The sequence below is a fragment of the Leptospira semungkisensis genome, from assembly GCF_004770055.1.
Lineage (GTDB): Bacteria > Spirochaetota > Leptospiria > Leptospirales > Leptospiraceae > Leptospira_B > Leptospira_B semungkisensis.
This window is the reverse complement of record NZ_RQEP01000018.1, coordinates 433,221-454,548: the sequence shown is the minus strand read 5'-3', so window position 1 is coordinate 454,548 and position 21,328 is coordinate 433,221. Positions and strand designations below refer to the sequence as shown.

19 protein-coding genes are annotated in these 21,328 nt (G+C 44.6%); 14 read left to right on the top strand and 5 right to left on the bottom strand.

Features of this window, described 5'->3' with window-relative positions; all coding sequences use genetic code 11:
• The first annotated feature begins 183 nt into the window (after positions 1-183).
• Entirely contained in the window at positions 184-1,320 is a 1,137-nt protein-coding gene (locus EHO59_RS13500) for a DUF1343 domain-containing protein (protein WP_135588915.1), read from the top strand.
• A gap of 56 nt (positions 1,321-1,376) precedes the next feature.
• Here the strand turns inward: EHO59_RS13500 and EHO59_RS13495 are convergent, their stop codons facing one another.
• From EHO59_RS13495 to EHO59_RS13485, 3 genes are read right to left on the bottom strand one after another with little or no spacing between them, the layout of a single operon-like run.
• Entirely contained in the window at positions 1,377-1,613 is a 237-nt protein-coding gene (locus EHO59_RS13495) for a hypothetical protein (RefSeq protein WP_135588913.1), read from the bottom strand.
• Between the two features lie 8 nt (positions 1,614-1,621).
• On the bottom strand, positions 1,622-2,218 hold the full coding sequence (locus EHO59_RS13490; RefSeq protein WP_135588911.1) for a hypothetical protein: 597 nt from the start codon (positions 2,216-2,218) through the stop codon (positions 1,622-1,624).
• 20 nt (positions 2,219-2,238) lie between these two features.
• Complete coding sequence (locus tag EHO59_RS13485; RefSeq protein WP_135588909.1) at positions 2,239-2,442, bottom strand: hypothetical protein; 204 nt, start codon at positions 2,440-2,442, stop codon at positions 2,239-2,241.
• 136 nt (positions 2,443-2,578) lie between these two features.
• Here EHO59_RS13485 and EHO59_RS13480 point away from each other — a divergent pair, with 136 nt between their 5' ends.
• Positions 2,579-3,205, top strand: coding sequence for a CDGSH iron-sulfur domain-containing protein (locus EHO59_RS13480; protein ID WP_135588907.1), 627 nt, complete (start codon positions 2,579-2,581; stop codon positions 3,203-3,205).
• Here EHO59_RS13480 and EHO59_RS13475 read toward each other — a convergent pair.
• Positions 3,195-4,646 carry an NAD(P)H-hydrate epimerase gene (locus EHO59_RS13475; protein ID WP_135588905.1) on the bottom strand — a complete coding sequence of 484 codons (1,452 nt, stop codon included), beginning with the start codon at positions 4,644-4,646 and terminating at the stop codon, positions 3,195-3,197. The two genes, EHO59_RS13480 and EHO59_RS13475, sit on opposite strands and share 11 nt — an antisense overlap.
• Positions 4,647-4,653: 7 nt before the next feature.
• Positions 4,654-5,817 carry an LIC_12708 family protein gene (locus EHO59_RS13470; protein WP_246052906.1) on the bottom strand — a complete coding sequence of 388 codons (1,164 nt, stop codon included), beginning with the start codon at positions 5,815-5,817 and terminating at the stop codon, positions 4,654-4,656.
• Positions 5,818-6,114: 297 nt separating this feature from the next.
• On the opposite strand from EHO59_RS13470, the gene rimP reads away from it, so the two are divergent.
• The 12 genes from rimP (at position 6,115) to EHO59_RS13410 (ending at position 21,324) form a co-directional block, all read left to right on the top strand.
• A complete protein-coding gene (rimP, locus tag EHO59_RS13465) occupies positions 6,115-6,603 on the top strand; it encodes a ribosome maturation factor RimP (protein WP_135588903.1) in 489 nt (162 codons plus the stop codon).
• 2 nt (positions 6,604-6,605) lie between these two features.
• Positions 6,606-7,973, top strand: a complete 1,368-nt coding sequence (gene nusA / locus EHO59_RS13460) for a transcription termination factor NusA (RefSeq protein WP_135588900.1) — start codon at positions 6,606-6,608, stop codon at positions 7,971-7,973.
• Positions 7,974-8,037: 64 nt separating this feature from the next.
• Positions 8,038-10,905 carry a translation initiation factor IF-2 gene (gene infB / locus EHO59_RS13455; RefSeq protein WP_135588898.1) on the top strand — a complete coding sequence of 956 codons (2,868 nt, stop codon included), beginning with the start codon at positions 8,038-8,040 and terminating at the stop codon, positions 10,903-10,905.
• A gap of 9 nt (positions 10,906-10,914) precedes the next feature.
• Positions 10,915-11,268 (top strand): 30S ribosome-binding factor RbfA, encoded by a 354-nt coding sequence (gene rbfA, locus EHO59_RS13450; RefSeq protein WP_135588896.1) that lies wholly within the window; start codon positions 10,915-10,917, stop codon positions 11,266-11,268.
• Entirely contained in the window at positions 11,225-12,151 is a 927-nt protein-coding gene (gene truB, locus EHO59_RS13445; RefSeq protein ID WP_135588894.1) for a tRNA pseudouridine(55) synthase TruB, read from the top strand. The genes rbfA and truB overlap by 44 nt, the downstream gene beginning before the upstream one ends.
• Before the next feature lie 51 nt (positions 12,152-12,202).
• Complete coding sequence (rpsO, locus tag EHO59_RS13440; RefSeq protein WP_135588892.1) at positions 12,203-12,469, top strand: 30S ribosomal protein S15; 267 nt, start codon at positions 12,203-12,205, stop codon at positions 12,467-12,469.
• A 12-nt stretch (positions 12,470-12,481) separates the two neighbouring features.
• The gene (gene pnp, locus EHO59_RS13435) at positions 12,482-14,569 is read left to right on the top strand and encodes a polyribonucleotide nucleotidyltransferase (protein WP_135588890.1); all 2,088 of its coding nucleotides are present in this window, start codon (positions 12,482-12,484) and stop codon (positions 14,567-14,569) included.
• A gap of 45 nt (positions 14,570-14,614) precedes the next feature.
• A complete protein-coding gene (locus tag EHO59_RS13430; RefSeq protein ID WP_135588888.1) occupies positions 14,615-15,910 on the top strand; it encodes a M16 family metallopeptidase in 1,296 nt (431 codons plus the stop codon).
• Between the two features lie 3 nt (positions 15,911-15,913).
• Entirely contained in the window at positions 15,914-16,348 is a 435-nt protein-coding gene (dut, locus tag EHO59_RS13425; RefSeq protein ID WP_135588886.1) for a dUTP diphosphatase, read from the top strand.
• 63 nt (positions 16,349-16,411) lie between these two features.
• Positions 16,412-19,330, top strand: coding sequence for an FtsK/SpoIIIE family DNA translocase (locus tag EHO59_RS13420; protein ID WP_135588884.1), 2,919 nt, complete (start codon positions 16,412-16,414; stop codon positions 19,328-19,330).
• Between the two features lie 99 nt (positions 19,331-19,429).
• The gene (locus tag EHO59_RS13415; protein ID WP_135588882.1) at positions 19,430-20,167 is read left to right on the top strand and encodes a LolA family protein; all 738 of its coding nucleotides are present in this window, start codon (positions 19,430-19,432) and stop codon (positions 20,165-20,167) included.
• A gap of 26 nt (positions 20,168-20,193) precedes the next feature.
• Positions 20,194-21,324, top strand: coding sequence for a helix-turn-helix domain-containing protein (locus EHO59_RS13410; RefSeq protein WP_135588880.1), 1,131 nt, complete (start codon positions 20,194-20,196; stop codon positions 21,322-21,324).
• Positions 21,325-21,328 lie beyond the last annotated feature (4 nt).

Genomic DNA, 21,328 nt, shown 5'->3' with positions numbered 1-21,328 from the left:
GTTGGGGCAAATTAAGAAGAAAACGATCCTTTGCCGAGGAAGGAAACTCTTTTTTAGAGGATTCTTTAAAAACGAACTTCTTCCAAAAAAGTGAAGGAGATTCATTCTCCTTATTTCTGAGAAGGGGAACCGATCAAGTCTGCTTGACTTAAGGATCTTGCGCTCGAAAAACTCCATTTGGAAATGAAAAAAACGGACCAACTACTCAAAGGCTCTTCTATCGGAATGCTCACCAACCAAAGCGCATACGGTTGGAAAGGCGATTATCATTTCAGAAGCATACAGAAAGAATACGGGCTCAAGAAGCTATTTCTTCCAGAGCACGGGCTATTTGCCGAGCTGCAAGACCAAGTCTCCGGAAGTGAACTTCGCTATGATTTGGGAGAAACCCAGATCTTAAATTTGTATGGGGATTCGGAAGAGAGTTTGATCCCGAATGAGGATGCTTTCCAGGATTTAGATACACTTCTGATCGATATTCGGGATGTAGGAGCTCGTTATTATACCTTTTTGACTAGCGCATTGTACGCGATGCAGGCCGCCGATCGGTATGTGCGAGCCGGAAAAGGAAACATCAAGGTAGTAGTAGTAGATTCTCCAAACCCAGCAGGCAGAAAGATAGAAGGATCCCCTTTAGAAAAAAAATTCGCTTCCTTCGTCGGTGTAGAAGGGACCTTGCATCGGCACGGACTTTCTACTGCGGGACTTCTCGAATACTATAAGGATACATTTTCTTTGGATCTGAAATTTCATCGGATCAAATTATATTCTAAAAAAACAGAGAGCTTTCTCTGGGTTCCGCCTTCTCCGAATATTCCCGCGCAAACGACTTGTTATGTGTATGCAGGTCTCTGTCTTTTAGAAGGGACCAATCTTTCGGAAGGAAGAGGAACTACTAGACCCTTTGAGATTTTTGGAGCTCCCTTTATTGATGATCTAAATAGAAGTCTTCTAGAAAAGTTAGAAGAAAAGCAAAAAGGAATTTTTAGACTCAGGCCTTTGAAATTCATTCCTACATTTCATAAGTATGCCGGACAGGTTTGTGGAGGTTATCAAATCTTATTAGATAGGCCGGAAAAATTCCACAGCCTACTATTCGGATTACATTTTGTTAAAACGATCCGAGATGCATATCCGGAACAATTCGAATTTCTAAAAGGACCTTATGAGTTCAGGTCCGACCTTCCCGCGATCCAATTGTTAGTGGGTGACGAGTTCCTGTTAGAATACCTGGATGGAAAAAGAAAATATTCAGAGATCAAAGATTATCTAGAAGAAACAGAAAGGAAATGGAAGAAGGAGACTCGCTCTTATCGATAATCTCCCTGGGAATTGGTCCAGATTGTTTTAAGCCGAGGAAGGACGACTTAAAGAGCTCAGAGAGGCAATCGATTGAATTCGCTTTTCAGTTTTTGTAGATCTCCCAACAAATCAGTAGGAGAAGGGCGGACATTCTTGGCCAATTGCATTGCGTTGTCGATCAAGTCCAGGATCAGTTTCTTTTCGGTAACCGCTCGGATCTTGGGCATAGTGCTCCATTCTTTCTTAAAGAGAGAAGCCTTTTCATCTACGATAGAAATGATCTTGTTCAACGCTTGGATTTCTTCATTCATCTGTGCACTCAAAAATTAGGAATTTCTAAAGAAACATTTCCATTTTCACGGATCATTTCTACTTGGAATTTTCTCTTTCTTTCTCCCCGAAAGGCCGAACTCAGATTATTCCAGACCGACTTTGCAGGGACCTTGCATTCCGGCGGAAGGATTTGGATCAACTCGGAAGAAGGTTCATATCTATAAAACTCAGTGCTGCCAGGTTCAACCGTTTTTTGAGCAAGTTCCCATGAGTCTTGCAAGCAATTCAATCCTTCCGAAGTGGAAATATGAATACGAATCTTGTCCTTTGCATTTGGAAATTGAACCGATTCGGTTCCTTGGTTTTTCAGGAAAAGAAAGAAAGTAGGAAGCTCCTTTGTATTCTCTCTACTGGAGGAAAGTCGAAAGCTGAGGCTTTGCAATTTCAATTCTTTGGATTCGGACTGTCCGGAGAAGGCGAGTGGATTTAGGACTTTTGCAACGGCTGCAAAGATAAAAAGAAGAAGGATCAAATCGAAGAATAGGATCAGCTTTCCGCGAGTTTTGCTCTTATGATCCTCTCTGCTTTTCTTCAGGAACTCTTGGAATTCTTCAGGGGAACGAGAATGATATCCTTTACTCATATCTTTTCCAATCGGCTTTATTACTTAGCCGATCTCATTTTTTTCAGCCAAAGAGAGACTGTCCAAATTACCGTAACGACGAATATGGCGGTGAATACGATGCGATATTGCAGGAAGAAATCGCGGAAATACGCTCCGATGAGAACATAGATGGAAGCGATACAGAGTTTAAAAACAATAAATTCAGCATTGGACCAACTCGTTTCTTTTGTAAAAAAATTCATAATGCTCGCCTGTGGGTTTTGCTGGCTAGTATTGAAATACTATTAAAAAAATCCGTCAAGCATTCTGCATCCTGCTTGCAGAAACATAAAGATCTATCATAATCCCTTTCGCATATAGAGATACTCGGAGAGTAAAATGGAAACGGTCAAAGGCAAACAGGTAACAATTCTCTTCGAAGGAAAAAAATGCATTCATTCTCGCAATTGCGTTCTGAGTAGACCGGATGTTTTCGTTCCAAATGTAGACGGAGAATGGATCTACCCTGACAAGGCAAGTCCGGAAGAAATTCGAGCTCTCGCGCTCAACTGTCCTTCTGGTGCGATACGATTCGAGTCTGAGGATCCGAAATTTTCTGAATCTGCGCCTCCTGTCAATGTATTGAGAATCAGAGAAAACGGACCTTTAGCATTTCATGCCGATTTAGAATTAGAAGGTTCGGATCCACAATTTCGTCTAACGCTTTGTAGATGTGGTGCGTCTAAAAATAAACCTTTCTGTGATTCGAGTCATGTCGCGATCGGATTTGCTGCGACCGGAGAACCGCCAGTCCAAGAATCTCTTCCTTTGGAGGTTCGAAATGGAAAGCTTAAGATCCAACCTGCCAAGAATGGCCCTTTGCATGTTACCGGAAATTTGGAGGTTTGTTCCGGCACTGGAAAAGTAACCAACCGGATCACAGAAGGTTATCTATGTCGTTGCGGGGGTTCTTCCAACAAGCCATATTGTGATGGCACTCACAGAAAGATCGGTTTTAAATCGTGACCAGATTTCGGATCTTCTTTCTGATCCTTCCTGCAGTAGGGTAACCTTTGCATTGTTCCGCGCAGTAAAGAAGAAGGCTTTGTGACAAACGCACTGATTCTACAATCTCTTCCCCTCTAGATAAGAAGAAGGAAAGGACTCCTACAAGCAAGTCTCCTGTTCCCATCACTGCTAATCTAGGTTCTTGGTATTCCCAAAAATAGGACAAGCCTTCCGGAGTGAATAGAACCGAAACAGAACCTTTTAATAGAAGGTGACATTTCTTTTCTTTTGCCCAGGCCTTTGCATCATCCAATGCGGAGTAAAGATTGGGAGACGATTTTCCTGAGAGAGAATTCCATTCGCCTAAATGAGGAGTTAAAATAAAGTTCGGAGAAAGAGTTCTGCCTGAAACATCCTGAAGTGCTCCCGCATCCAAAATGACTTTTGCATCCTTCGGATACATAGAAGAAGGAAGATCCGATTTCGCAAGGCCTGGACCTACTGCGACGACTCTTGCTTTCTTTACGAATGAAGTAGAATATGCGTCCTTGCCGCTTTCCAATTTGGAGATCATGAACGAAGGATCTTTCTTTAATACCTTGGTGAGAGTGGATTCGGAAGGGGTAAGGATCTGTGAAATCCCACCGCCCAATTCCTGAAAGGCCAGCGCAGAAGATAAAATAGCCCCCGACATTCCTTCGGATCCACCTACAAATACTGCCGAGCCATTCTTATACTTATGAGAATCCTTTTCTCTCAGAAGTCTGTTCTTCAATTCTTGTTCATTTGCACGAAGAAAGATCCTTTGCTCGGTTGTAAATCCTTCTCGAACGAAACCGATCGGATGAAAGCTTTTCTTCTCTTTAGGAAGTGGATAAAAAACATTCTTCAATTTAGGAGATCCGATCTCTGCGAGCCCATCCGCATCGAACGGATACTCTTTCTCCGGCACATATCCGGAGACTGCATCTATGCTCAGAACGAATAAAGAAGTCTTAAATTTTTCCTTTGCCTTTGAAATTTCAGAAACTACCCGAGAGATTTCGCCCTCTAACGGTTCCTTGAATCCGGTTCCGAGCAAGCAATCTACTAATACTTCCCCGGGATGCAAATGACTCGCTTGGAACTTTTCAATCGAAAAGATCGGGATTTTCAGTGATTCCGTTAGATTTTTATAATATTGAGTTTCTTCGGAATATTTTCCTTGTTTGGCAAAGATCTCTACCTGCAAGCCTTCGGCTTTCAAGAATTGTGCGAGTGCGTATCCGTCTCCTCCGTTGTTTCCGGAGCCGCAGACAATGACGATCTTTTGAGCTGAGAGAAATGTTTTTTCCCAAGCCTTGAAAACGGAGAGAGCGGCAAAGCCCATGAGCATGGTGCCTGAGATGCCTCGTTCTTGGATCGTAATCCGATCTAATTCTCTACTTTCGTTCTCGTTAAAAAGGACCTGGGATTTCATTTGGATCCTATTTCCACTTATGGATCTCTAGATAACCTGCCTTAATTTTCATGGAATAGATCTCGTCCTTTGTATCCATCCAAGTTTCTCTCCAGAGACCTCTAGGAGGAGGATAGTTCAGTCGAATATTATTCACATGATTTCCGTCTTCGTCATGCACTTGCAAACGGATGGAATTTCCTTCTTCTACTTCGGTCTCCCAGATGAAGAAATTATCATTACTCAATACCCAATACAATGTCTCGGAAGGATCCTGGATCTCTTTGATCGGTGTGATTCTTTTTTCCTTCAAATCGTAGCGAAGGATCTTTCTGTTCTTGAATCTTCCGGATTTGGTTTCGTAGAAACTAAAAGAGCCCAAAATATAATCTCCGTCGGAATGAGCGATGAAAGAATCCACATACCAAGTGTAGGTATCTCCATTCGTATTTAAGGAATTTTTAAAGTCTTCTGGAGAGACTTTTTGTTTCAATTTTCCTGCCTCGTCGAATATGCTTAAACGCATTTCTCCGCCGGTTCTATGGAATACGAAGAGAAGATCGCTGTTTCCAGCTTCCATTCTTTCTATATAACCGAAAGGAACGGAACCACCGGCTCCATCTGCATAGATTGTCTGGACAAGTTTTCCTGAATCATTGATCTTAAGAACGACAGAAGGAACAGCTTCTTCTGCTTCGGTGCGAAATTCTCCGGACTTCTTAGTGAAAATATTCTCCGGAGCCTTGTCCGCTTTCACATCTTCTTTTAGTATTCTGGATTGAACGAATACATCGTCTCCATCAGAAACAGTGACTAGTCCTATTCTTCCTAATTTGATATTATATGTTTTGATTTTGTCGGTTAGCTTGTCCTTGAGATTACCGATCACAAATTTCAGATCTCCGTCTGAATTGAATGCTTTGATCAAGGATTGCTCAAAATCAGGAACATAGATGATTCCGGAAGCGACCGCGACTTGGTTGGGCACATTGGTCGGGACTCGGTTGACTATATTCACTTGTAATTCTTTTAAATCTTTTCCTAACTTTACTCTTCCGTAAAGGTACGGATTGTAATCATCCACTCTAAACTTAGAGCAAGATCCTAGAAGGATCAGGGAAAGGATTCCAACCGGAATGTATTTGCGAAGGATCGGATGTTTTACTTTTGAAATCAGTGAAATTTGCATCATATTTATTTTATCCGTACCCTTTTTGAAAGAGTCCGGGACATTTTCCATACCATCCTTCTTTTTCCTGTGAGAAAACAAGCAATTTCGGCCATGCTCAGAGGATGTGGAGTAGGAGGGGGATTTTTTACTTTACACTAGAGCTCGCCAAAAATATTTTGAATGGATATCGGGAACCACCCCACATTGTAATGTGGTAAAACCTAAAAAACTGCGGATATTTCCGATTTTGTAGGTTGTTTTTTTCTCCATTTATGGGGAGAAAAAATAAATGGTTCAGAGACTCTCTGTAAGGCCGGCGTGACAGTCAGTAAAGAAGTTATCGAAACGATCTTGGATCGAATCCTTCTCACTCCCGTCAAGCTGTATGCACTCATGGTTAGCCAAAGGCCAAACCATACGCTGATCGAGATAGAGTTGGATCAACTCGATCATCCGTACGGTTCCGTCAGCCTTCTGGAATGTGAGCAAGTTTCCAGAAAACTGAATGAAGAGTTGGAAAAGATCTCACCGGATCTGAACTATACTCTCAAGGTTTCTTCCGCAGGTGCGGAAAGAAAACTGGTGATTCCCGAGGATCTGGATAGATTCCGAGGAATACCGGTCCGACTCGTCTACAAGGTAGAGGGTTCGGGCAATAAAGAAGGAATCTTTAAGATACTGGATAGGAAGGGCGGCAAGATTATTTTAGAACCGTTTTCCAAAAGGAAATCGGCAGCTTCTAAAAAAAAGGAAGTCAACCTTGAATTGAAGGATATACTGAAAGGAAATTTGTACGTAAGTATTTGATTATGGCAGTTAAGAAGAAAGAAGCCGAAGTCAATCTGTTGGAAGCAATCCAGCAATTTTGTGCCGACAAGTCCCTGGATAGGGAAGCCGTGATGGGAGTCATTCGTGATTCCTTGGTCACCGCATACAAGAAGAAGTCCGGCATAGAGACTGTGGACGAAGAAGCAAATCCGATCAAGGTCGAATTCGCATCCGGCACAGACGGAGAGAATGTCGTAATCGTAGTTTCCCGTAAAGTAGTGGAATCATCTCCCGCAAACGGTTTGGAAATCTCATTAGAAGAAGCGAGAACGGTTTATCCTGAAGCGAATCTTGATGAGGTATTGGACTTCAAAGAGAAGCCAATGGAACTTTCTCGTATCATTTCCAGCCAAGCTAAGCAAATGGTATTCCAACGCCTAAGAGATATGGAAAAAGAACTTCTGTATCAAGAATACAAGGCGAAAGAAGGCGAACTCACTCATGGTTACTTCCAACGTTGGAAGAAAGATGCTATGTCCATAGACCTCGGAAAGGTCGAAGGAATCATGCCTAAGAGAGAGCAAAACCCTGGTGAGAAATATCATAGCGGGGATCGTCTCAAAGCAATTATACAAAAAGTGGAACTTCGTCCGAGAGAGCCAATCCCAGTTATTACTCTCTCTCGCGCATCCGCAGATTTCGTACGCAAATTATTCGAGATGGAAATCCCGGAAATCTACGACGGACTCGTGGAGATCGTAAACGTGGCTCGTCAACCTTCCATTCGTACCAAAGTGGTAGTGTATGCAACCCGCGGAGACATCGATCCAGTCGGAGCATGCGTAGGAATGAAAGGAGTTCGTATCCAATCCATCGTAAGAGAACTTGGAAATGAAAGGATCGACATCGTTCAGTATTCTTCCGACCCAACGGAATTTATTGCGAATGCGATTTCTCCTGCTAAGCCTTATGATGTAAAGGCGGATTCAGTTGGAAGAGAGGCAATGGTAATCGTTCCAGAAGAACAATTATCTCTTGCCATCGGGATCAACGGATCCAATGTCAAGTTGGCGTCCCAATTAACAGGTTTCAGAATCGATATCAAAACGATTGCCCAGTATAACGAAGAGTTCTCTTCTCCGGAAGCTAGAGAGAGATTGGACAAACTGTTCAGCCCTCCTGTAGAAGTGGTAGAAGAAGAGGATGACGGAGTTACAGCTCTAGAAGACTTACCTGGACTTTCCGCTCGCTTGATCGGACTCTTGAGAAGTGCGGGCATCAACAACGTAGAGACATTGATCGAGATTAGCCAGGATGATCTGGCAAAACTCCCAGGAATTGGACAGACTACAGCTGCGCAGATCTTAAGAATTCTCGCAGAATCTGTAGAATGGGTAGAGGAAAGTTAATTCTCGATCGTCTGAGGATTGGGCTTGGATGAGTAGGCAAGCCCGGTGTTGACCAGGATATTATATGGAAGATAAGAATAAATCAATCAAGGAAAAGCTTCAAGGCACCGGCGACGCCGGAAAGAAAAAGAAGCTAATCATTAAGAAGAAGGCGGATGAAAAAACGTCTTCTCCATCTGCGAAGAAAGAAGCCGCATCTGATTCTGGCCCGTCGGCGGCAAGGCAAACTGCTTCTTCTTCCAGCGGAACTCCTTCTCCGAAACCTACTCCTACTCCTAAAAAAGAACCTTTATTCCCGGAACCTACGAGCAAGCAGTCTGATCCTCCGGTTCCTCGATCGGCTCCTCCTGAGCATATTTTAGGAGAAGGCAGATCTCCTTTCCAAAGAGAAGACAATAATATTATCGTATCTCGTCCAAATCAGAGACCGACCTATTCCAACCAAAATCGTTCCGGCGAAGAAGGTGGTCAAGGCGGCGGCTATCGTGGAAATCGCGAGGGTGGAAACTACCAACCACGCGAAGGCGGTGGTGGCTACCAGGGCGGTCAGGGTGGCGGCTATCGCGGAAATCGCGAAGGTGGAAACTACCAGCCACGCGAAGGCGGTGGTGGCTACCAAGGTGGTCAGGGTGGCGGCGGCTATCGTGGAAATCGCGAAGGCGGCAACTACCAACCACGTGAAGGTGGTCAAGGTGGCGGATATCGCGGAGGCCAGGGTGGTCAAGGCGGCGGTTACCAAGGCGGTCAAGGTGGCGGATATCGCGGAGGCCAGGGTGGTCAAGGCGGTGGCGGATATCGTGGAGGCCAGGGTGGCCAAGGCGGTGGCGGTTATCGTGGCGGTCAAGGCGGCGGAGGCCAAGGTGGTTTCCGTGGAGGACCTGGTGGTCAAGGTGGCGGATATCGTGGAGGACCTGGTGGCCAAGGTGGCGGTTATCGTGGTGGTTCGGGTGGCCAAGGCGGTGGATTCCGCGGTGGTCCAGGCGGTCAAGGTGGCGTAGGTACACCTCCTCCTGGCTTAGGCGGTCCTGGAGAAGGAAGGGGAGTTCCTTCCGGTAAAAAACGAAATGATAGAGATAGGGCTGGAAGACCAGAAGGACAAGAAGGTTCTGAGAATTCTAAGTTCTTCCGCCAGACTTACAGAAAGGCGAAAGTCAGCGGGCCTACCGGAGTATCTGTACCAAAAGAGATCACTCTATTAGAAAATGTGCAAGTAGGCGAACTGGCTAAGAAAATGAATCTTAAGCCGGGAGATGTCATCGGAAAACTCATGAAGATGGGAATGATGGTGACTATCAATAATATCATCGATGCAGAAACTGCATCCATTCTCGCGGACGAATACGGCTGTAAGGTCAAAGTTGTTTCCCTATATGAGGAAACTCTAATCGACGAAGAGAAAGATAGTCCTGAAGATTATATTCATAGACCTCCTGTCGTTACCATCATGGGTCACGTAGACCATGGTAAGACCAAACTCTTGGATACGATCCGTAAATCTTCCGTGATCGACACTGAGTCTGGTGGTATTACCCAGCATATCGGTGCATACCAGGTTAAAACAAGCAGGGGAGAGATTACCTTCTTGGATACTCCTGGTCACGAGGCATTCACTTCTATGCGTGCCCGAGGTGCTAAGGTAACCGATATCGTAATCTTAGTGGTCGCTGCGGATGACGGGGTCATGCCTCAGACTTTAGAGGCATTGTCTCACGCAAAAGACGCGAAAGTCCCAATCATTGTTGCTATCAACAAAGTGGATCTTCCTTCGGCAAATCCGGACAAGATCATGCAAGAACTCGCCAACCATGGACTCCAATCCGAAGAATGGGGTGGTGATACTATGTATTGCAAGATCTCTGCTAAGGAAAATATCGGAATCGATAAACTTTTAGAATCCGTCCTTCTCCAAGCAGAAGTGTTGGATCTGAAGGCGAATCCGAAACGAAGAGCCAAAGGAACCATCGTCGAGGCGAAACTGGATCCGGGCCGCGGAGCTGTGGCTACCGTTCTGATCCAAAACGGAACTCTACGAGTGGGAGATCCTTTCGTAGCGGGAGTCTTCTCAGGAAGAGTCCGTGCTATGTATGACGATTATGGTCATCTTATTAAAGAAGCAGGACCTGCTTTCCCTGTTCAGGTAACTGGACTAGACGGGGTGCCTGACGCGGGCGCTCCATTCGATGCGGTCGAAGACGAGAAGGAAGCGAGAAATATTTCTCAACACCGTATCGAGTTCGAAAGGATCGGAAACGCAGGAGCTGCCGGATCCAAAGTTACTCTGGAGAACATGAACGAGTTCATCAAACAGGGTGCTTTGAAAGAACTGAAGGTCATTATCAAGGCAGACGTTCGCGGTTCCGCAGAAGCGATCAAAGAGGCTTTGGAAAAACTTTCCACTGCCGACGTGAAGCTAAACGTGATCCAATCCGGGGCTGGAGCCATCGTGGATATGGACGTTATGCTCGCATCCGCATCGAACGCGATCATCATCGGTTTCCATGTTCGTGCGAATCCTAAGACGATCGCTCTGGCTGAGAAAGAAGGCGTTCAGATCAAATACTACAGCATCATCTATCAAGTCGTGGACGAGATCAAGATGGCGATGGAAGGACTACTCGAACCGGAAAGGATCGAGGAAGTTATCGGAACTGCAGAGATCCGCGAGGTATTCAAGGTTTCCAAGATCGGAAATATCGCTGGATGTATGGTTACTTCCGGAAAGATCACCAAAACTTCAGGTGTTCGCGTGATCAGCGATGGAGTACAGGTATTCGATGGAAAACTCAAGTCTCTTCGCAGATTCAAAGACGAAGTGAACGAAGTAGTGAACAATTTCGAATGCGGTATCCAGATGGATAATTTCAACGACTTCAAAGTCGGCGACACCATCGAAGCTTACACTGTCACCACAGTGAAACGGAAACTTGAGTAGAGGTATAACTTGAATTCCATCCGTAAAAGGAAAATCGAAGCGGAGACGGTTCGCACCGTCGCCATGATGATCCTCGCCGGAAAAGTTAAGGATCCTCGCGTTCATATGGTATCCGTACATAGATCGGAACTTTCAGATGATTCCAAATATCTAAAGGTCTATGTTACTGCGATCTGTACTGATAAGAAGAAGGAAAAATTGCTCGCTGGACTGAATAGTGCTGCGGGCAAATTTGCTGCGACTCTTTCCACAAAACTGAATTTAAGGGCAACTCCTAAAATGAGTTTTGTTTGGGACGAAGAATATCTGCAAGGTTTAGATGAATCCCTCCGACTTACAAGAAAACCAACAAATCCGGACTGAGCTAGGATTTCTTCTCCTAGATAAGCCGATCGGAATGACTTCTTCCGATCTGGTTTTAAAGGCCAAAAAGAATTTAGGTCTTCGTAAAGTAGGTCATACAGGTACCTTAGACAAGGCAGCTTCCGGATTGATGGTGCTGCCGATAGGCACTTCTACTAGCTTCTCCCAATTCTTTTTAGGAAAGGATAAGGAATATGTAGCTCAAGTACAACTGGGCTTCGCTACCGACTCGGGAGATAGAGAAGGTTTGGTCTTAGAGGATTGGGAAATTCCCCGCATCCAAAAATGGTTCGAAGAATCCAAATCAAGATTAGAAGAAGTGTTGGCCCAAGTTTCTAGTTGGGAAGAACAAGTAGCTCCTGAAGTTTCCGCACTCAAAGTCGGAGGACAAAGGAGAGCTAAGTTGTTTCGAGAGGGGGTTTCGGTACCTCCAAGCATTCGTAAGATTAAGATATTTGAATTTGAGGCATACGATCTTAGCCCAGAAGGATTTACGATCAGAGCCCGAGTTTCCGGTGGAACATATATCCGAAAATTAGTGATGGATATAGGAGAAGCAGCCGGGATCCCAATGAGCCTGAAGGCCTTGAATCGAACCAGAGTAGGCAAACTTACTTTGGACCAGGCAGATACTTACGAAGCTCTTTTATTGGGGAAGGTGGCCATTCATCCTCCGGAGGAAATCTTAGATATTCCTTCCGTGGAGATCCCGAGCACCGAGGTAAAGGACGTATTTCACGGAAAGAAGATCAAATTGGATTGGATTCCTGCTCAGGAGTTCCTACTTACTTCGCCGGAAGGAGAGATCTTAGCCTTTTGCAAGCGGGACGGTCTACCTGGCAGCCTTTCTTATAAATATTTGAAGGTCTTTTCTAAAATTTAGCTTGGACAGGGGGTTAGGCCCCCGAAAATTGGCTTTAGGTACAATCAAACTATGGTAACTACGGAACAGAAGAAGCAAATTATATCTACATTTGCAAATGGAAAGGCGGACACCGGTTCAACGGAAGTTCAAGTCGCCCTTCTAGACGCTCGCATCAAAGATCTAAACGAGCATTTTAAATCTCATAAGAAAGATTTTCATTCTAAGACCGGTCTTCTTAAATTAGTTAGTAAACGTAAAAAATTATTGGAATATCTAAAACGTCAAAATTTGGACCGTTACAAAAAGCTAATCGAAACTCTCGGACTCCGTAAGTAATAGGAGTCCCTCATGGCTAAAACTATTACTGGCCAATTTGGCCGTGATTCAATAACTCTCGAAACGGGAGACTGGGCGAAACAGGCCCACGGCTCCGTAGTTTATAAAACCGGTAATCTCGTTCTATTAGCCACTGTCTGCGCGGCCGATGAGCCGAAAGAAGGACAGGACTTCTTCCCATTAACTTGTGAATACTCCGAAAAAGTCTACTCCGTAGGAAGATTTCCTGGGGGATATTTCAAGAGGGAAGCTAAACCTTACGAGCACGAAGTACTAAATTCCAGGATCATTGACAGACCGATCCGACCTCTATTCCCAGAAGGTTATTTCTGCGAAGTGCAATTGCAGGTGACCGTTCTTTCCGCTGACAATGAGATCTCCACTGCAGGACACGCATTGAATGCTGCATCTGCTGCATTAACAATCTCTAATATTCCATTCAATGGTCCGATTGCCGGAGCAAGAGTAGGAAGGATCAACGGAGAACTTGTAATCAATCCGACCAATAAAGAGATCCAGAGTTCAGATCTGGACCTTGTCGTAGCTGGAACCAAAACGCATATCGTTATGATCGAGGGAGAAGCCAAAGAACTTTCCAATGCGGAAATGTTAGAGGCTCTCAAGTTCGCTCATTCTCATATCGCTAAGTTCGTAGAACTGCAAGAGGGTTGGGCAAAAGAACTACAAGTCGCTAAGAAAGAAGTTAAACTCAAAGTAAAAGATGAGACACTTCTTAGCGAGGTTCGCAAATATGCATTCGATAAAATCTCTGCTGCGAATAAGACTGCTGATAAGGCTTCTCGCAATAAAGAAATCTCTAATGCAAACAAAGAGATTGTAGAGCATTTTAAAGAAACTGTAACCGAATCTGAGAAGATCAAGGACATCAAAAACTTCTTACACGAGTTGGAATACGAGATCGTAAGAGAGCAGGTATTGAAAGAAGGAGTTCGTTTCGACGGAAGAAAGTTGGACGAAATCCGAAATATCAGCGTAGAGATGAGTCCTCTTCCAGGTGTTCACGGTTCTGCAGTATTCACTAGAGGTCAGACCCAATCTTTGGGAACTGTTACTCTGGGAACCGCGGCTGACAACCAACGTTACGAGACTTTGGAAGGTCAGAAAGAAAAGAACTTCATGCTTCATTATAACTTCCCTGCTTTCTCAGTGGGAGAAGTAAGAAGATCTTCCGGACCAGGACGAAGAGAGATCGGTCACGGAAACCTGGCAGAAAGAGCGCTTAAATTGGTGCTTCCTAAGCAGGATGATTTTCCTTATGTGATCCGAGTCGTATCCGAGATTTTAGAATCCAACGGATCCTCTTCTATGGCATCCGTATGTTCTGGATCCTTAGCTTTAATGGCTGCCGGAGTTCCGGTTAAGTCTGCTGTTTCCGGAATTGCAATGGGATTATTCTCTGATGATTCCGGCAAGTTTGCAGTCCTTTCCGATATCGCAGGACTCGAAGACCATTTCGGAGATATGGACTGCAAGATCGCAGGAACCCGAAAAGGGATCACCGCATTCCAGATGGACTTGAAAGTCACTGGTGTGGCGTTTAACGTATTAGAATCCGTTTTCGCTCAGGCAGAAAAGGCTCGTTTCCATATCTTGGATGTGATGGAAAAATCCATCTCCAAGGCTGCGGACACCGTTTCTCGCACAGCTCCTCGTATCATCGTGAAACATATTCCGAAAGATCGTATCGGTGAACTCATCGGTCCGGGCGGTAAGAATATTCGCGGTATCATCGAAGCTTCTGGAGCGGATATCAATATAGACGACGACGGAAAAGTTACGATTGCCGGGGTGAACCAAGAGCAGGCTGAAAAAGCTGCCGGAATGGTAGAAGGATTCTTCGCAGAAGTAGAAGTAGGAAAGATCTACGAAGGCAAAGTAAAACGTATTACCGATTTCGGTGCATTCGTTGAAATCCTGCCAGGTAAGGAAGGGCTTTGCCATATTTCCAAACTGGACTCCAAGCGTGTGAACTCCGTAAAAGACGTAGTCAAAGAAGGCGAGATTATCCGAGTTCGCGTATTGAACGTGGACAAGACCGGAAAGATCGATCTTTCCAGAAGAGACGCTCTCGAAGTTTAAATTTTTCTAAAGCCGGCGGGAATCCTTTCCCGTCGGAAGAGACCATTGATTTTTCAGGAAGAAAAGAATCATAAAAAGACTCTTTCGAACGGGATCACAGTCCTATTCCAAAGAGCGCCGTATACGGTCAGTGCCTCCTTGGGGGTCTATGTAAAAGTAGGTTCCCGATCAGAATCCCTCGAAACCGCAGGTTATTGTCATTTCCTAGAACATATGTTGTTCAAGGACACCGAGAAACGTACTGCAAAGAAACAGGCAGAAGACTGGGAAAGAGTAGGTGCTTATTCCAATGCAGCCACTTCCAGAGAATATACGTATTTTCATGCAACTCTTGCGTCCAGGGATCTAGAGCTCGGGCTTGAGCTTCTATCGGAGATGATGTTCTCACCATTATTAAGAGAACAAGATATTCGCACAGAAGCAGAAGTCGTTCTCGAAGAAATGAAGGGCTACGAGGATTCTCCAGAGGATGGGGTCCATGATTTCTATTATAATAATCTATTTCCAGGTAATTCTTTGGGAAGGGATATTATAGGAACGGAAACATCTATTCGAGGAGTAACTTCTTCTTCCTTAAGAAAGTTTTACGAATCTTATTATCATCCTAAGAATATGATCCTTTCTCTTTCCGGGGATTATGAGCCTGAGTATGTTTTTGATACTGTCTCGAAATATTTTTCTCATTCCACCGGGTCTGGATTAGAAGGGAACTTCGAAACTCCTAAGAAAGATTTCGGGTACTTCCGTAAGGGGAATAAGGAAACCGAGCAGGCATATTTTATTTTAGGCGGAGAAGGTTTTGCCCGCAGCTTCCATGATGCAACTCGTCTTTCTCTTTTGACCCATGTATTGGGAGGAGGAATGTCTTCTCGTCTCTTTCAAAAGGTAAGAGAAGAGAAGGGACTCTGTTATCATATTACCAGTTATCCTTCTTCTTATCGTGATATAGGAGTGACCTCTGTGGTTTGCTCCACTTCCAAAGAAAGATTTGCGGAAAGCTTGGAATTGATCCTGAAAGAATTGCAAGTGTTCGTGGACAAAGGGATTAGCGCTCAGGAATTGAGAGATGCGCAAACCAATCACGAAGGAAGTCTTTCCATCGGTTACGAACATACCGAAAGTAGGATGAACAATATCGCCTTTCAAGAATTGTATTATGGAAAGTACCATACTTTGGCGGAGAGAATCAAAGAGATTCATTCCGTAACGGAAGAGGAAATCAATCGGACCATCCGTAAGATATTCGCTCTTCCGGAGCTTCATCTTTCCGTGCTTGCAAAATTGAAACCGAAAGAAGAACAGAAGATCAAGTCCATCTTCGAGTCTTATTCCTATAAGTGATCTATGAAAATCCCAATTAAAAAATTAAAAGAGAAGGCTTCGCTTCCTGAGATCAAAACGAGCGGGTCTGCCGGTTACGATATCAGCGCCTGTTTGGATTCGAATCTCACTCTTCCTGTGGGAGAAGTTGTACTTGTTCCCACTGGGCTTTCCTTTGCGATTCCGGAAGGTTTTCATTTCGAGATCCGTCCTCGTTCCGGATTTTCCACGAAATTTAGAATTCTGATCCCGAATACTCCTGGGACAATCGATTCGGATTATAGGGGAGAACTCATGGTGCCTCTCTTGAATTTAGGAAAGGAACCGTACATTCTGGAGGACAAGACCAGGATCGCTCAACTTCTGATCCGGAGAACCTGGCATTCCGATTGGGAGATCGTAGACGAACTTCCCGAATCCGAAAGAGGTGTGGGCGGTTTCGGTAGTACCGGCTTCTAAATCTTCTTCTTTCTACGAATTAAGTCTCTTTTCCCTTTCGCAAGTCCTGCCGATTTTAGAGGTATGGATAGAAAGGACCAAATTATCGGGCAAAATATTCTGATCTGGGAAAAAGGACGGGCAGCTTTGCCGTACCTTCTTTTGTTTACCGGGATCTTTCTGACCTTGTCCTTGGGTTCTTTTACAATCGCAGAAAACGGGGTCCAGGCCAATCTATTCGGACGCCTGGGACATTATATGTCCTGGGGATTTTTGTACTTATTCGGAAATGCAGCCTTCGTGCCTGGGATTCTTCTGATTCTTACGGGAGGGATCCTTCTTGCGAAGCCGAACCAAGACGCGACCAATAAGCTTCTTACGATCCCTCTATTTCTATTAGCCGTAGCAGTCAGCTTAAACGTTTTCGGAAATCCTTCTATCATTCCGTTTGCAGCGAACGGAGGAGTGCTTGGTCAGGCTCTTGCTGTCGCGCTGGAATATGTTCTCGGTTCTACCGGAAGACTTCTCATTCATTTCGTTGTGTACTTTTACGGAATTCTTGTATATCTGAATGAGTCTCCTGTTCATTTCTTGGGAAGGTTACTTGCACAAGGAACTTCTTTCGGAGAATGGAAGGCTCAATGGGCAGCGGGTTATAATAGCGGAAGAATCAAAAAAGAAGAAGAGACTCTTCCTTCTATCTTTCCTAAGGCGAGGTCGCAGGCATGGTCCGAAGGTTTGGCTAGCATGATGGATTCTTGGAAATCCTCTGGAGAAGATATTGCGGAAGAAAATATTCCTCCTTGGTTTAGAAGAGAAGTCGCCGGAAAGACGAACGAGCCAGCTAGTTCTTTTTCTTCCAATTTTTCCGGAAACGCACAGGCTCCAAAAGATCTGCAATCTTATATCCAAAGAGAGAAGGCAAAGTCTTCGACCGCTTCTTCTCCCATTCCTAAAGAATCGAATGTGCAATATCGCAACTCAGGATTGCTGCAGGGTTTCTTTGAAGAAGACAGAAAGGTATTCCAATTCCAAAGCGCTTCCCCACAGCTTTTAGAGAAAGTATATGGAGCTCCGGATAGAAAAGAAGAGTTCGGAAAATTCTCCTCTAAATCCTGGGAAATCCTGGATCTCAGAAGTGAGAAGAAGGAAGAGATCCTTTCTTTCTTAGATAAGAAGGATGTCGGTGTTCCTTCTCCCAAAGAAGAAGAGGACAAAACTCTCATATTTAAAGAAGGAACTCCTTCGACAGATACTTCCGATTTCTTCGAAGATGATTCGGATCAGGACGAAGGAGTAGAGTTCTTCGACCAAGAGGATGAGGAAGAATCTTCCGAAGAAGATAACGAAGATACTATCTCTGAAGAAGTAGAGGACTCCGAAGAATTATTAGACCAAGAAGAGTATTCCGAAGAGGAAGAAGATGACGAGGTCGAAGAAGTTACTTACGAACCGGAAGCGATCGTCGTGCCTGAAGTTCTTGCTCCGATTCCAGTGGCAAAACCTACGAACATAGAAAAGAAATCCGTAGAGAAGGTCAAACAGTCCGAACTTCCTTTCACTCCTGTTTCTATGGTTCCTGCGTTCCGTTCTAAGAGGTCGGTATATCATATTCCTTTAAATCGTTTGCAGACGAATCCAACCAAGGTCCAGGATGCACTTTTCAAAGTAGAATCCGAGAAGGTTGCCTTCGAGATCGAAAACGCTCTGAAAGTGTACGGTTATGAATCGAAGGTTGTGGGTTGGGAAAGAGGACCGATCATCACTCGTTATGAAGTCACTCCTCCTCCTGGAGTGAAATTAGGAAGGATCACTTCCTTGACTGACGAGTTGAGAATGTACTTGGCGGTTAAAAATATTCGTATTGTCGCTCCGATTCCTGGCAAGTCTACGATCGGTATCGAAGTCCCGAATAAACATAGGGAAGACGTATTCTTAGGCGATATACTTCGTTCTTCTCTTGCGCCGAAACCGAAAAAAGATCTGAACATCGTCATAGGTAAGGACATATCCGGTAAGTTAGTCTCCATTGACTTGAACAAACTTCCTCACTTGCTTGTCGCAGGAACGACCGGTTCCGGTAAGTCCGTTTGTTTGAACGCGATGATCGCTTCCTTAGTATTGAACCTTTCTCCGGAAGAAGTGCGATTTATCATGATTGATCCTAAGATGGTGGAACTCACTCTTTTCGAGGACATTCCTCATCTTCTGATGCCGGTAATCAAGGATGCTCGTAAGGCAACCAAGTCTCTCTCTTGGGTCATCCAGGAGATGGAAGCAAGGTATGAGGCAGTGTCCCAATTGAAATGCAGGGACTTCCGTTCTTATAACGAAAAGGTAGAAGAGCATTATCATAAGGAAGGCTATAGCAAGATGCCTTACCTCGTGGTGTTTATCGATGAGCTTGCAGATCTTATGATGGTCTCCGGCAAGGACTTGGAAGATGCGATCACTCGTATCAGCCAGAAGTCGAGAGCAGTGGGGATCCATTTGGTAATGGCGACCCAAAGGCCTTCTGTGGATGTGATCACTGGTCTTATCAAGGCAAACTGTCCTGCCAGGATTGCCTTCCATGTGGCTCAAAAAACGGACTCTAAGATCATTCTGGATATGAATGGAGCGGAGTCTCTTCTTGGAAAAGGAGACATGCTCTATAAGTCTCCTACCTCGGCGGATCTGGCTCGTATTCAGGCTCCTTTCATTTCGGAAGAAGAGATCGAAAAGATCGTGGATGAGGCAAAGAAATACGGAGCTCCTACCTATGTGGAATTCGATCTGGAAGAAGAGTCAGAATCCGATTCCATGGAAGAAATGGATGAGGAACTTTTCGATAAGGCTTGGGAGATCGTTCGAACTGATCGAAAAGCGAGCGCGAGTTACTTGCAGAGACGCTTGAAAATCGGATACAATCGGGCCGCTAGGATCATGGAACTTATGGAAGAGAGGGGATATGTTTCTCCTATTCTAGGTTCTAAGGGCCGGGAAATTCTGAGATCCGCCTAAAAGCGGGTCTTCGGGGAATTTTCTAGCCCGGAAAAGAAACCAAGTGACAGGGGGGCCGATACTCTCCATCCTGGAAAAAAATCCCGGCATCACTCGAGAATGAAAGATACCAGAACCGTTGTTTCTCTATTACGGACGCCAATCCTTAGTTTGGTCGTTTTATTCTTTATCCTGGACTTAGGCGCTCAGTCTTCCGCGAAGCATAATTGGAATTCTCCGTCCGAGGTCGTAAAAAAAGTCAGAAAGAACTTTTCCGATCTTCAATCCTACAAAGCGGACTTCATGATCCAAACGGAAGCCAATAAAAAAGTCACCACTAAGAAAGGTGTGTGCTATTATAAGAAGGGCGGAAAGATCAAATATGAATTTTCCGATCCTGCTGGTGATGAGATCGTTTCCGACGGCAAGACTCTTTGGATCTTTATCAAGCGTTTGAATGCTGCAGGTAAACAGGACCTTACATTAAATAAATCGAATAAATCAGGTCCCATCTTCTCACCTGCAACGGAAGAAGGTCTTTCTCGTATTTTCAGAAAATATCATTATAAATTCGATTCTATAGAACAGCCTCAAATCTCTCAGAAAGACAATCGTAAATATTTCGTATTGGCCTTGGAGCAGAGAGAGAAGATCGGAGGCTATGAGACCATGATCCTTTCCGTGGACGCAGAGACTTACTTCATTAAGAAGGCTGTAGCAAGCGACGGAAGAGGAAAAGTGACCACCGTTGAATTCTTCGGTGTAGATCGGAACGCAGATATAGAGGATGGAGTATTCAATTTCCGTCCGGATGGAAATTCGAAAATCGTAAATAATCCCCTGGTTTCGGAAGAGTGATATCTTCCTCGGAAAGGAGAGCTAAATTGAATCAGAAGAGAGTAGGGCAAATCCTTAGAGAGGCTAGGGAGGAAAAAAAGCTCACTGTAAAAGACGTGTCCAAGGACACGAACATATCGGTTAAATATATCCTTGCGTTAGAGACGGAGGATTATGCGCAGTTTCCTGGAGAGACCTTTACTATAGGCTTCCTGAAAAACTACGGCAGCTATTTAAAGCTAGACACTGGTATGCTGATCAATCTGTACCGTGGGGAAAAAATTGAAGAGTCCCAGGCTCCTTTGGAAGAGTTGACCCGACCTACTTCCAGCTTCTATTACGACTTTAATTTCGATAAGAACAAGATCATCACTGCCGCTTCTGTATTGATGTTGGTGGTAGCTTCCTTCTTGGTATACACATTTGTGGACGGAGGTTCTTCCGACGGTGATGTAGCCGAGGAGAGTAGCCGCAAGCTGGAGATACCGGAGAATATAGATTTCATCAATCGCTCCGTGCCCGAGACAAGACCGGAAAGTTTTATTCTTACTTCTAACCAAGGTGTGAGCTTCAGTGCGTCTAACCAACAGTGTAAGCTTTTCATTTCTTCCGTAGAACAAGGTACGGATAGCAATACTGCTGTGCTTGCATTCAATGTGTATCCGGAGTTGACGGTCTATAAATTCCGTTTGGCAGAAGGACAGGAAAAAGTACTGAGCTATTCCATTCCTGAAATCTCTTCTCTCAGAAGAAGCATTCGGATCACAGCACAAAGCGTGACCGGAAGTTCCGCAAAGGTTCTTGTTTCCTTAAGTGAAGAAGAACAGCGCCAAGGAACTACCGTACAGAACAATGCTCAAGGCGAGGATTCTACCAAGACCTTGGGAGATGTTCCGATCCAAGTGACCTTATTCTTTGCGAAGCCGAGCTATGCTGAGTTTATCATAGATGGCCAGATGGGATTTAGAGGCCTTATCCAAGCTGGAGAGAATAAATCTCTAGAAGCGAAAGACAGATTGGAATTGAAAGTGGGAGACGGTTCCGCAGTGGAGATGATCCAAAACGGAAAAGCTAAGGTTGTCCTAGGCCGTCCCGGAAAATTAGTGAAGAAAGTTTTTGTAAAAACCCCGAATCCTTACGATAGCACTCAGTTTATCATAAAGGAGCTGGGCGAGTAGGTCC

Coding starts and splice junctions, on each gene's coding strand:
- EHO59_RS13475 (WP_135588905.1), bottom strand. CDS start 4,646: ATGAAATCCCAGGTCCTTTTTAACGAGAACGAAAGTAGAGAATTAGAT.
- EHO59_RS13485 (WP_135588909.1), bottom strand. CDS start 2,442: ATGAATTTTTTTACAAAAGAAACGAGTTGGTCCAATGCTGAATTTATT.
- EHO59_RS13495 (WP_135588913.1), bottom strand. CDS start 1,613: ATGAATGAAGAAATCCAAGCGTTGAACAAGATCATTTCTATCGTAGAT.
- EHO59_RS13480 (WP_135588907.1), top strand. CDS start 2,579: ATGGAAACGGTCAAAGGCAAACAGGTAACAATTCTCTTCGAAGGAAAA.
- EHO59_RS13470 (WP_246052906.1), bottom strand. CDS start 5,817: ATGATGCAAATTTCACTGATTTCAAAAGTAAAACATCCGATCCTTCGC.
- EHO59_RS13500 (WP_135588915.1), top strand. CDS start 184: ATGAAAAAAACGGACCAACTACTCAAAGGCTCTTCTATCGGAATGCTC.
- rpsO (WP_135588892.1), top strand. CDS start 12,203: ATGGTAACTACGGAACAGAAGAAGCAAATTATATCTACATTTGCAAAT.
- EHO59_RS13490 (WP_135588911.1), bottom strand. CDS start 2,218: ATGAGTAAAGGATATCATTCTCGTTCCCCTGAAGAATTCCAAGAGTTC.
- truB (WP_135588894.1), top strand. CDS start 11,225: ATGAATCCCTCCGACTTACAAGAAAACCAACAAATCCGGACTGAGCTA.
- nusA (WP_135588900.1), top strand. CDS start 6,606: ATGGCAGTTAAGAAGAAAGAAGCCGAAGTCAATCTGTTGGAAGCAATC.
- pnp (WP_135588890.1), top strand. CDS start 12,482: ATGGCTAAAACTATTACTGGCCAATTTGGCCGTGATTCAATAACTCTC.
- infB (WP_135588898.1), top strand. CDS start 8,038: ATGGAAGATAAGAATAAATCAATCAAGGAAAAGCTTCAAGGCACCGGC.
- EHO59_RS13420 (WP_135588884.1), top strand. CDS start 16,412: ATGGATAGAAAGGACCAAATTATCGGGCAAAATATTCTGATCTGGGAA.
- EHO59_RS13415 (WP_135588882.1), top strand. CDS start 19,430: ATGAAAGATACCAGAACCGTTGTTTCTCTATTACGGACGCCAATCCTT.
- dut (WP_135588886.1), top strand. CDS start 15,914: ATGAAAATCCCAATTAAAAAATTAAAAGAGAAGGCTTCGCTTCCTGAG.